8 protein-coding genes and 1 pseudogene are annotated in these 11,496 nt (G+C 52.4%); 3 read left to right on the top strand and 6 right to left on the bottom strand.

The genetic code is table 11. From position 1 onward, the window contains the following. The first annotated feature begins 273 nt into the window (after window positions 1-273). The 3 genes from CLV60_RS27775 to CLV60_RS27785 all read left to right on the top strand — a co-directional run bounded on the left by CLV60_RS27775 (window position 274) and on the right by CLV60_RS27785 (window position 3,965). Window positions 274-2,094 (top strand): LTA synthase family protein, encoded by a 1,821-nt coding sequence (locus tag CLV60_RS27775; protein ID WP_229211154.1) that lies wholly within the window; start codon window positions 274-276, stop codon window positions 2,092-2,094. A 74-nt stretch (window positions 2,095-2,168) separates the two neighbouring features. Beyond that, the gene (locus tag CLV60_RS27780) at window positions 2,169-3,587 is read left to right on the top strand and encodes a DUF4932 domain-containing protein (protein WP_146151604.1); all 1,419 of its coding nucleotides are present in this window, start codon (window positions 2,169-2,171) and stop codon (window positions 3,585-3,587) included. Window positions 3,588-3,617: 30 nt separating this feature from the next. After that, a complete protein-coding gene (locus CLV60_RS27785; protein ID WP_106598670.1) occupies window positions 3,618-3,965 on the top strand; it encodes a hypothetical protein in 348 nt (115 codons plus the stop codon). Here CLV60_RS27785 and CLV60_RS27790 read toward each other — a convergent pair. The 6 genes and pseudogenes from CLV60_RS27790 to CLV60_RS27815 form a co-directional block, all read right to left on the bottom strand. Further along, the gene (locus tag CLV60_RS27790; RefSeq protein ID WP_106598671.1) at window positions 3,962-4,417 is read right to left on the bottom strand and encodes a GNAT family N-acetyltransferase; all 456 of its coding nucleotides are present in this window, start codon (window positions 4,415-4,417) and stop codon (window positions 3,962-3,964) included. The two genes, CLV60_RS27785 and CLV60_RS27790, sit on opposite strands and share 4 nt — an antisense overlap. Then, window positions 4,414-5,709 carry an MFS transporter gene (locus CLV60_RS27795; RefSeq protein ID WP_106598672.1) on the bottom strand — a complete coding sequence of 432 codons (1,296 nt, stop codon included), beginning with the start codon at window positions 5,707-5,709 and terminating at the stop codon, window positions 4,414-4,416. The genes CLV60_RS27790 and CLV60_RS27795 overlap by 4 nt, the downstream gene beginning before the upstream one ends. 3 nt (window positions 5,710-5,712) lie before the next feature. Next, a complete protein-coding gene (locus CLV60_RS27800) occupies window positions 5,713-6,348 on the bottom strand; it encodes a bifunctional 4-hydroxy-2-oxoglutarate aldolase/2-dehydro-3-deoxy-phosphogluconate aldolase (protein ID WP_106598673.1) in 636 nt (211 codons plus the stop codon). Beyond that, window positions 6,345-7,352 carry a 2-dehydro-3-deoxygalactonokinase gene (locus tag CLV60_RS27805; RefSeq protein ID WP_106598674.1) on the bottom strand — a complete coding sequence of 336 codons (1,008 nt, stop codon included), beginning with the start codon at window positions 7,350-7,352 and terminating at the stop codon, window positions 6,345-6,347. The genes CLV60_RS27800 and CLV60_RS27805 overlap by 4 nt, the downstream gene beginning before the upstream one ends. Before the next feature lie 213 nt (window positions 7,353-7,565). Further along, window positions 7,566-9,722: pseudogene (locus tag CLV60_RS27810) on the bottom strand (outer membrane protein assembly factor BamB family protein); the annotation flags it as partial. Between the two features lie 248 nt (window positions 9,723-9,970). Further along, window positions 9,971-11,455, bottom strand: a complete 1,485-nt coding sequence (locus CLV60_RS27815) for a RagB/SusD family nutrient uptake outer membrane protein (RefSeq protein ID WP_106598676.1) — start codon at window positions 11,453-11,455, stop codon at window positions 9,971-9,973. Window positions 11,456-11,496 lie beyond the last annotated feature (41 nt).

The raw sequence follows: 11,496 nt of genomic DNA on the forward strand, positions 1-11,496 counted from the left end.
GTTTGAGAACTTATCGGGATCAAAACTACAAAATACCTTTCCCGCCTTACACTCGGAAATTCAAAAAGAATTCAGAATTCAATAGTACGTTAAGCGCCTGATACGGTACATTAGCCCAACTGACACCACCTAACAAAACCTAACTAAATGGATTCTGCCACTCAGCGAGTTGGAACACCGAGCACAGTACGCTCAAAATCAACCTTTTTATCCCGCCCTCTGATTATTGCGCTGCTCCTGGTCTGCATTTCGATGCTAACCCGGATTACCCTGATGCTGAAAGCCGGCAACGGCGTAGATTACAGCCTGACCAATATGCTGGGCATTTTCGGTATAGGGCTTTTCTATGATATTCTCAATTCCCTGTATTTTCTTATTCCTGTTATGTTGCTTGGCTGGGTAACACCCACCAGGTACGCCGGCAAAATGGGGTCTAAAATAGCGGCCGGGATCTTACAGTTCATCCTGGTGTTCCTGCTTTTGCTGAACGCCGTCTCCGAATGGGTATTCTGGGACGAATTTGGCTCCCGGTTCAATTTCATCGCGGTCGATTACCTGGTTTACACGCAGGAAGTGGTGGGTAATATCCGACAATCTTACCCGGTGGAGACGATCATCGGCGTATTACTTATCCTGGCCGTGTTACTGACAATACTGGTATCGCGGCTATCCAGCCGGTTCGCCTTCGGGCCAATGCGCTTCGGAAGACGATCGCTGGTGATAGGCGCATATTTCCTGATCGTTGTAACGGTTTTTATGACGGTCGACAACAGGATTCGCCAATTTAGCCGCAATGTCTACGTCAACGAGCTGGCTGGCAACGGAATGTACGAGCTCTTTGCGGCTTACCTTAACAACGAGCTGGATTACAATCAGTTCTATATCAAACTTGATGATCAACAGGCCTCGTCGACCATACGGTCGCTGGTAAAAACGCCGGAAAGCAGGTTTACCGATAATAAACCATTCTCCATTGAGCGGGATATTGTCAATACGGGTGCTGAACTGCACAAAAACATCATCCTAATCAGCGTGGAAAGCCTCAGCGCCGATTTTCTGGGAAGCTTCGGAAATACGCAGGGCATCACACCCTCGCTCGATTCGCTGGCCCGGCAGAGCCTGCTGTTCACCAACCTTTACGCGACGGGCACACGCACGGTCCGCGGTCTGGAAGCACTGTCGATATGCACACCGCCGACGCCCGGCCAATCCATCGTACGCCGGCCCCGCAACGAAGGCCTCTTCTCTATGGGTAGCGTATTACAAAACAAAGGCTATCAGACCCGGTTCATCTACGGCGGCTACGGATACTTCGACAATATGGGCTATTTCTTCGGCCATAACAACTATAAGGTGGTCGACCGGACCGCGCTTTCGAAAAAGGACATCGACTATGAGAACATCTGGGGCGTTGCCGACGAGAACCTTTTTGAACTGGCTGCACGTGAAATCGCCTCCGCCTCCAAGACCGGCAAGCCTGTATTCGCCCACATCATGACCACGTCCAATCACCGTCCTTACACCTATCCCGAAGGGCGCATTGACATCCCCTCACACACGAGCCGCGAGGGCGCCGTAAAATATACCGACTTCGCCATCGGCCAGTTCATCCGCAATGCCAGAAACCAGCCCTGGTTCAAAAACACGTTGTTTATCATTGTGGCCGACCATTGCGCATCCAGCGCCGGAAAAACCGATCTGCCGGTTAACAAATACAAAATACCATTGATGATGTACGCACCGGGATTCATCGAACCCGGCGTGATGCCAAGGCTTATGAGCCAGATCGATATCGGGCCGACTGTGCTGGGCTTGCTTAACTTCTCCTACCGCAGCAAGTTCTTTGGTTATGACATTTTCAAACTCGAACCCGGCCGCGAGCGGGCATTTGTGAGCACCTATCAGAGCCTGGGATACATTAAACACGACTCGTTGATCGTATTAAAGCCCCAGCGAATTGCCGCTACATTCACCCCTAACTTTACCGACGGCTCCACCACTCCGGCTTCACAAAACACCCAATTGCTCGACGAAGCCATTGCCTGGTACCAGAGTGCCAGTTTTCAGTTCAGGAATGGCCTGATGAAAAAATAGTTTGGTATCTCAAAAGTATTTCAAGGTTACATAGGCGTTTATATTGATATTTTCATCAACATAAACGCCTCGCTTTGAAAACCTCTGCCAAGCTCGTTGCTAAATGCTCCTTGTCGACACTCCTATGCCTATACGCACACACCTATGCGCAGGCTCAGCACGTGCGTGTTGTACACACGGGCAGTACGAGCATGGACGTACGCGACGGTAGCGGGTTCCGAAAAGGCGGATGGGGTATTGACCCCTCGGTCCGGCCGGACGTGTACGAAACATACATTGAAGGCGAAAGTAAAAAAGTCAGCTTCATCACCGACCGCGATTCCATAACTTTCGACGTTATGCCGGGCAAAACTTATCCTTTTGCCTTCGTCCTCAACGGGAAGGATAGCGCATTTACCGAAATCAGGGGAATCAAACTGATGCCCCGGGCGCAGTTTTCAAAAGCGTATCAGCAGGCCAACCGTGGCAAAACATTGGTTGAAATTCCGCAAATGTACGAGCTGCTCAACGTCGTGTTCGCGTTGACCGACAAAGGGCGGACGAGCAATGGCCTTATTCCCCGCAACACCGACTATTATAGTCAGGTGATGGAGTGGTTCACGCCCTATCGTGACCAACCTGCCGTAAAAAAAATCAACACTGAACTGGCAGTTGACGGAGTTTACCATGCATTAAAAATGGACGCATATGCATTCGAGCTGAATGCGGACGGCACCATCGTTCAAAGCCCTGTTTTCGACCGCATCGGGCGCTCAAACAGTAACAGCTTACGCACCTATATTGCGGATCTACAACAGTTCGCCAAGTCGAGCCGGTTTCAGGAATTTTACAAGGCCCATCAACCATTCTACAACCAGCTTATCAAGGCCTATCGCGATTCCATCGGTGTCGCCGAAATGCAGCGCTGGCTTGGCAAAAACTTCCCTTCGACCCGTTACGATGCATTTAAAATCATCCTGTCGCCGCTCGTAGGCAATAACCAATCCGCAAGTTTCTTTGAATCCAACGGTTTCCGGGAGGCACAGGCTCATGTCAACTTTCCCTTCCATACGCCGGAGAATACCACCGGCTGGTCGCCCGAGGCGCTTCATGTCAAAGACGGCAACATCGTATTCACCGAACTGAACCACGCGTTCATCGGCCCCGAAGGTGAAAAACCGGCTTACCGCGCCCGCATTCAAAAAGCATTCTCCGATCTCACCATCTGGAACGATCCATCCAAACCCGCACGGGGCTACAATACCCCGCAAGCCTCTTTCGACGAATACATGAACTGGGCGCTCGTCAACCTCCGGTATATCGACTACGCCCCCGCCGTGGAGCAAGCCAAACTCATCGCGAATGTCGAGGAGATGATGGTAAACGCCCGCGGTTTTCGGCGGTTTGCGGATTTCAATCAGTTTTTAGTTAAAACCTACAAAGCGCGCAAAAAGGGGCAAACCGTTGCGGATTTGTACCCGGTGATTGTTGGGTGGTTTGAAGGGAATAGTTAGCCAGTTTTGAACCTGAAAAAATCAGAAGCCATGAAAAAACTCCTTACCAACGCCTCGCTTACGATCCTTTCACTGGCACTTTTCTGCTGCGAAAAGGATCCTCAGCCGGATTGCGGATGCGATGGCCCTGCGGTACTTGTGCTTAAAAACACCCGTGCGGTGCACGAAGGCGCCGGGCTATTTACTTTTACGCACCCTATTACTCTTAATAAAACATCCGCCTGGGCCTGCGATGCGGATTCGCTTTGGGCCAAAAGCGCGAATAGCGAAGTTCCCGATTACACAATCAGCGGAAACCTAAAAAAGGAATGCTTCTTTGGACCGACACTCATGATCGTGTACCCGCCCATCGATATCACCGCGATTAAGAAGGACTAGCCCGCGAGCACCTTCGCAAAACAGACACTATTCTCCACTCCCACATACTGTCCGTAATTCTCCGTGCGCTGGTAACCGTTCTTCTCATAAAGCGCAATGGCTTCGGGTTGGCGTTTGCCCGTTTCGAGGACGCATTGGGCATAGCCTAGCTCATTGGCCCAGGTTTCCAGCTCCGTGAGTACGCGGGTAGCAATGCCTTTTTTGCGGCCGTCGGGTGAAACGTACATACGCTTTACCTCCATGGCTTCCTCACTAAAAGCCTTGATGGCGCCGCAGCCCACGGGCTCGTCGTTTTCATAGCATACCACCGCGTGTCGGATCTTGTCAATTTTGTTGAATTGAGCATAAAATCCATGATCAGCACCGTCGCGTTCGGCGAGATCGGCGTCGAGGAGTTTTACCAATGCTTTGAAATCGGGGGCGTCGGAATCGGTTCTTCTTAAAATGATCATTGCAATTCTTCGAGTTCTACTACTTTGGGCGTTCTGGTGAGCCAATGGATAATCAGCCACGCCACAAGATAAGTAAAACCGCAGATTGTGAAAATGATGTTGTACCCCGCCTGAATGTTCCCCGCCGCTTTGTAGCTGTCGAGCAGGCTGCCGATCAGGATCGGGAAAAGAATACCGCCCACGGCTCCCGCCATGCCTCCGATGCCTACGACCGAGCTAACGGCCTGTTTCGGAAACAGGTCGGACGGTAGCGTGAAAACATTCGTCGCCCATGCCTGATGTAATGCCACTGCCAGACTAATGAGTCCAACGGCCATCCAGACGCCGCTGGAAAACTGGATCAGTATCACGGATAGTTCGCAAAATGCGAGCCCCAGCAAAACCGTCTTGCGCGCTTTGAGCGTCGGCCAGCCCCGTTTGATAAGCCAGGACGAGAGATATCCCCCACCAATGCTACCGACGGTCGTTGCGGTATAAATCAGCATAAGTTCAAAACTCGGCTTTTTAAGGTCCAGGTTGAATGTGGAGGCGAAATAGGAAGGCAACCAGAACAGGAAGAACCAGTAGATCGGATCGATGAGCCCTTTACCGGTAATGTAGGCCCATGTCTGCGGAAAAGTGAACAGTTTGATCCATTTAACGGGCTGCTTTTCGGCCTCGTTTTCGTCCTGCCCCTGTCCGCTCAGGATGTAATGAAGCTCCTCGGCGCTCAACCGCTTCTGCTTGACGGGAATGTCATAAAAAATGAGCCAGAAAATCAACCATACGAAACCCAGCGCGCCGGTAATCCAGAACACCTCCTGCCAGCCATAATGGCTCAGAATCCAGGGTACGAGTATCAAAGCGACCACAACGCCGATACTCGTACCGGCATTAAATAAACCCGTTGCCAAAGCCCGTTCCTTCTTCGGGAACCACTCGGCCACCGTCTTGACTGCCGCAGGATAATTACCGGCTTCCCCTAATCCCAGCCCCACACGTGCTACCCCGAACCCGAATGCGCCGCGTGCGACCGCGTGCAGCATACCCGCGATGCTCCAGAAAATGATCGTAAACGAATACCCGGCCTTGGTACCGATCTTGTCGATGAGCCAGCCAAAAACCAGCAAACCGACTGCATAAGCGGCCGTAAACGCCATCACAATGCGTGCGAAATCGGTTTCGGTCCAAACGAATTCTTTTTCCAGAATGGGTTTCAGGAGACCGATGATCTGCCTGTCGAGGTAATTAATGGTCGTGGCGAGAAAGAGCAGGACCACGATGATCCAGCGGTAATTCCTGATTTTACCCATTTGCTAAGCGAGTTTTTGTGCGAATTGAAGGAAATGTGCTTTCAGTCCGTCCCAGTCTTTGTCCTGGATCAGTTTCTTGTCAAATAGCTGCCCTCCGATGCCTAGCCCGTTGGCACCTGCTTTCAAGAAAGCTTCCATGTTTTCCAGGCTGACCCCTCCGGTAGGAAGGAGTTTGAGCTGGTTCATCGGGGCTTTGACGTCCTTAATGTAGCCGGGCCCCAGCGCCGTCGCGGGATAGATTTTCACCATCGACGCACCCCATGACCATGCCTGGAAGATTTCCGTAGGTGTATATGCCCCCGGAAATACCGGAATACCCTTTTTCACACAGGATTTGACCACTTTTTTGCTCAAAACCGGCGTCACGATAAACTGCGCACCTGCTTCCAGCGCAGCATCCAGGTCGTCTTTGGTACAAACCGTTCCGGCGCCGATATTCAGGCCGTAATGCTCGTTTTCCAACGCATAGCGGATCATATCCGTCGCGCCGGGCGTGTTCATCGTAATTTCGACGGTCGTCAGGCCTGCCTCACGGTAAATGGGCAGGATACGCTTGACGTCCTCCGGCGATACGTTACGGATAATACCCACCAGCGGTGCTTTATTGAACAACTCCCACGAAAATGTACGCTCACTCATAAATTTGTTTTATTCAATGTTAAATGTTGGTTCTCAAAAATCCGGATATGCCCGGTGGTAGCCGCACGGTCTACAATCTCCGACGGAATGATCGTTGCCCTGCCTGCCAGCCCCAATGTTTCAATCGCGGCTTTGTACAACTGGTACAGGTTATTTCCGCCGCAGAGCACCAGATGCGCATTCGTTTCCTTCGTCAGATCGCGGATTTCATAGCCGATCAGCAGCCCGCTCAGGAACATCCCGTTTTCCCGCTTACTTAATAAATCAAAAAGCTGGTTGGTTCTTACTGTAAATAATGCATTTAAAATATTTCCTGTGCCCGATTCGCGTATGCCCGAGCGGAATGCGGCTGCGGCTTCTTCGTTGAAATCCGACTGGTGATAATGGTCAATGGAGTCTTTGAGAATGCTCTGATTGGCCATCAGGTTGAAAACTTCACCGGTCATAAAGGTCTTGAAGTCAATCAGCCGGCCGTCACGCACGAACATGTGCTTGGAATGCGTACCGGGGAAAATGAAGATCGCGTCGCGGCCCGAAAGATCCATTGCAGCTCCGAGGCCGATCAGCTGCGTTTCTTCTCCGCGCATGACGTCATGGTCGCTCCGCACACCCGAAATCAACGTGATTTCATGGGGAAAACCCGGCTGTTCCTCATAGTACTTCATCCCCAGATGTGCCCCGTCCAGCGCAAACGGCAGGCGCGCGTAGGGCAACTCCTGCATCCCGATCGACGACGACGCCATGCCGGAAAGCACGATGGGCACACCCCTCAGATCCAGGCCGGTTTGCTTTTTCAATGCGGAGATCTGAGTTGTGATGATCGACCGATAGTAATCACCCCGCACGATCGCACCGTCCGCATTCGCTTCCTGCCACGCATTGTACACTGCCCCGATGCCATGTGGAGACGTCACCTCTCCTACCACATCGTGATCCTTCACATTGACCAGTCTCAACCGGAACGAAGACGTTCCCCAGTCACAACTCAGCAGGTGTTTACTCATAGTTTCTTTTTTTGTTAGGTACCATCCGTCGACTGAAGTCGACGGGAAAAGATTGTATTACGTCGGCAGGCATGCGAATTTGTCATTTTTATCTCCGTCAATTTCCAGCCGTCGACTTCAGTCGACGGGACGAAAAAAAATGCGTCACGGCAATGCAAATGCGATATAGCTCCCACCGGGTTTCAGGCCATATCTGGTACCGCCGGCGGCGATTGCAATATATTGCTTTCCATCGACCATATAGGTAATGGGCGTCGCAAAACCACCTGCCGGAAGCTGGTATTCCCAAACAACCTTGCCCGTTTTGGTATCGAATGCCCTTAGTTTCTCGTCGTAAGTGGCTGCTATGAAAAGCAGGCCGCCGGCAGTCACCAATGGGCCGCCGTGATTTTCGGTGCCGGTTGGCGGGAGGCCCTGTTTCGTCAGTTCGGGGTATTCGCCGAGCGTTACTTTCCACAGGTATTCGCCGGTGTTCATATCAATGGCGTTCAGCGTGCCCCAGGGCGGCTTAATGGCCGGATAGTTGTCCTGATCCCTGAACTGGACATTACCGTTGTTGACGTAAGGAGGCTGGTACGGAAAGCTGGCATTGGTTTTGAACGCGGTCGTCGTTGTTTGAGCATGAATGTCGTTCGCGGCGGGTTTAGGTTCTGTTTTTAAAAGGAAATCCAAAATTGCGGCGCGGTCTTCTTTCGAAATATGCTGGAAAGAAGGCATTCTTCCACGCCCTGTTTCGAGCAATGCACCAATCTGCTCCCGGCTCATGCGCTGGCCGACGTCTTTCAGCACAGGATAAGCCTGAGTGGCTGCGGAAGCAGCGGCGGTTTGAGAATCAGTAGCATGGCAAACCGCACAATTCGTATTGAACAAAACCTGCCCCCTTGACAATGTCTGACCGTTCTCACCACTCCGAATCTCCCCAGCGTCCCTCATTTTGAGCCACCAGAGCATATTATTGCCATTGACATACACAATTCCTTCCGGATCGGCCGCGGTACCACCCCATTCCGCACCGCCGCCGATGCCATACAGCAACCCTCCGGACAGATCAGGAGGCTGGTTTTTCGGGCCTCTATTGCTGTTGCGGAACCGGTCTAGCACGTAAGCATGCGCCTCGGGTGTGCGCGTGGTGATGTCTGCTTCGGTCAGAGTCTGATTGGCAAATCGAGCGGGTTTAACGGGCACGGGCTGCGTTGGCCAGGGCTGATCACCGGGTAGCGGCTTCGCATTCGGTACCGCCACTTCCTTCACCGGGAAAAGCGGCTTGCCCGTGTCACGATCAAACAGGAAAACGTAGCCGTCTTTGGTCGCCTGCGCAACGGCATCCACCATCTTGCCATTTCTTTTTACCGTGATCAGGTTGGGCGGGCACGGAATATCACGATCCCAGAGGTCGTGATGAACCGTTTGAAAATGCCACACGCGCTTACCGGTTTCGGCATTCAGCGCAATCACGCAGTTGGCAAAAAGATTACTGCCTTTCCGGGCGCCGCCGTAAAAATCCACCGAAGGAGAACCTGTTCCGAGAAACACCATTCCCCGTTTTTCATCCATCACCATCCCTGCCCAGCAATTGGCGCCGCCCAGTTTCCTGTACGAGTCTTTCGACCAGGTTTCATAGCCATACTCTCCCGGCAGCGGGATCGTACGGAATACCCACGCCACTTTGCCCGTCCGCATGTCGAATGCGCGGATGTGCCCCGGCAATGCGTCTCCGCCTTCCGAAACCGACGAACCGGTAATAAGCAGGTTCTTGAAAATCACACCCGGCGTAGTGTTCCGGATATTGAACTGGTAAGGGTCGTAACCGTAATTCGCGGCATCGCCCAGGCCATCGTGAAAATCCACTTCGCCGTTTTTGCCAAAACTCTCAACCAGTTTCCCGGTTTGGGCATTCAATGCAAACAGCGATGCCCCCGCCGTAAATAAAATGCGTTTGTCATTCCCCTCCGACCAATATACCACACCGCGCGTCGGATGGAACCGCGGCCGCTTTCCTTCAAAAGGGTCAAACTTCCAAAGCTCTTTTCCCGTGGCCGCATCGATTGCAAATACCTTCAACCGCGGTGTGGTACCGTACATCACCCCATCGATCACGATCGGCTGGCATTGCATATCCATGCCGCGCTCGCCGGGTTTGTTTTCGCCGGTGTCGTACGTCCAGGCCGGTTGGAGGTTTCTCACATTATTCTTGTTGACCTGCGTCAAAGCAGAATAGCGGTTGCCTGCATTGTTGCCGCCGTACACGGGCCAGTCGGCATCCTTACCGTCGTCCGGGACGCGACCGTCCGGGACGCGGATTGCCGGTATCAGCGCGCAGAATGTTACGGCAATAAGTATGGAGCATATGATCGGAAAACGGATCGTCATAGGGTCTATAAAGGTATTTGTATTTCAAAATTGGCCCGGAAGTATTGTTGCGTTGGGTTTGCTGCTAATTGTTGTTACATGCCTACGGCATTATCCAAATATTAGGATGCATTCTTGTTTGCTACCCATTTTACGTCGCTAACGCGACTTGATCTCGCAAGTGCCGTCAGGCACGTAACATTGGTAGAAGAACGTCCCGTTCAATCAATCCCGTAGGGATGCAACAACAATAACAAATCCCGTGTGCGCTACTGATTCAGATTCGGATTGATGGAAGTATCCGTATAAGGCAGCGGGAACCAGTAATTAGCTTTCACGATCGGTTTGATCGGCTGCAAATCGTCGGCGCTCTTCTTGGCATTGGCTTCCTCCACCCTTTCGAGACGCACGAGGTCGAACCAGCGTGTGCGCTCGCAAGCGAATTCCCATGCGCGCTCCTGCACGACCTCGTCGGCGAACTGCGCCGCTGTCAGGCCATCACCGGGTGCTAATGCCTTAGTACCTGCCGCTCGCCCGCGCAAACGTACCTTGTTCAATGCATCGTAAGCCGCCTGGTCGGGACCGCCGGTTCCGCGGGCTTTGGCTTCGGCGTAGATCGTCAGCACATGTGGGTAACGCATCATAACAGAAGGCAGGGAAATGCTCGACGTCACGATGTTCCCTTTGATATACCATTTTTGGTAGTAAGGATGTTTTGTCAAACTGTTCTGCCAGGGGATTTTGGTAGCACCCAGCCCGAATTCCGTGCGGAAAGTAGCGTCCTTACGCGGTCCGGCAGGGAAATCACGGAAGAAATTCAGCTCCGCAAACATATCGTCCCATCCGCCTTCCTCACCGGGCATGGTGGTGTTCCCGTAAGTCGCATTGGCCGTACCGCTTCCACCGAGGTAACCGCTGATCTGAAATACTGCCTCCTTCGTTCCGGGCGATGCCGGGTCGTTTTCAAAAACCGCTGCGAATGTCGGCAACAGTTCGAAGCCGTAAGTCGCTGCATTATCGATCACTTCTTTGGCTTTGGCAGCCGCCAGGTCGTATTTGTCGGTTTGTTTCAAAGGCCAGCCTGCCATCGTCAGATACACGTCGGCCAGGAACGCCTTCGCAGACCCTTTGTTTGGCCGTCCCGGATCGCGTTTTGCGTTCGGCAAATTGGTTTCCGCCACTTTCAGGTCGGCGACGATCAAATCATAGACTTCCTGCGGCGTCGATTTTTTAACCGTCAGCAAATCATCGGAATACTCCCCTGCCAGAATCAACGGGATATTGCCCCAGAAGCGCGTCAGCCAGTAGTAGGAAAACGCGCGGATGAAATGCGCCTCGCCCACGATGATATCGATCGTAGCTTTGGTACCCACTGTTTTCTGGTAATTATTGACCACATTATTCGCTCCTTGAATGGCCTTGTAGCAACCGTTATAAACCGCATTCGAGCGCTGGTTGGTAGTCGAGACATTGAACTGGTCAAACTCCCGCCAGTCGGCCTTGTTGCTGGCGGGGTGCGTAGTAACATCGTCCGCGCCCAGCACGGCTGCATTGGCCGAGGGGTGCAAAAAGCCGTAAGTCCATTGGTTGGCGAGACCCTTATACGCCCCGGTCAATGCCGATTCGAGCCCATCCTGCGTCGAAAGCACATTCGGCCCGTACAAAAGCCCGGTCGTATCCTCATCCAGGTAATCACTGCAACCAGCTCCGGTCAGAAGCAAGCCGCTTAAAAGAAGTATGGTTATTTTTTTCATGTCTGTTGTTTAAATATTGTTTTTACTCCTACCCTGGCACG

It is taken from the genome of Dyadobacter jiangsuensis (assembly GCF_003014695.1).
Taxonomy (GTDB): Bacteria; Bacteroidota; Bacteroidia; order Cytophagales; family Spirosomataceae; genus Dyadobacter; species Dyadobacter jiangsuensis.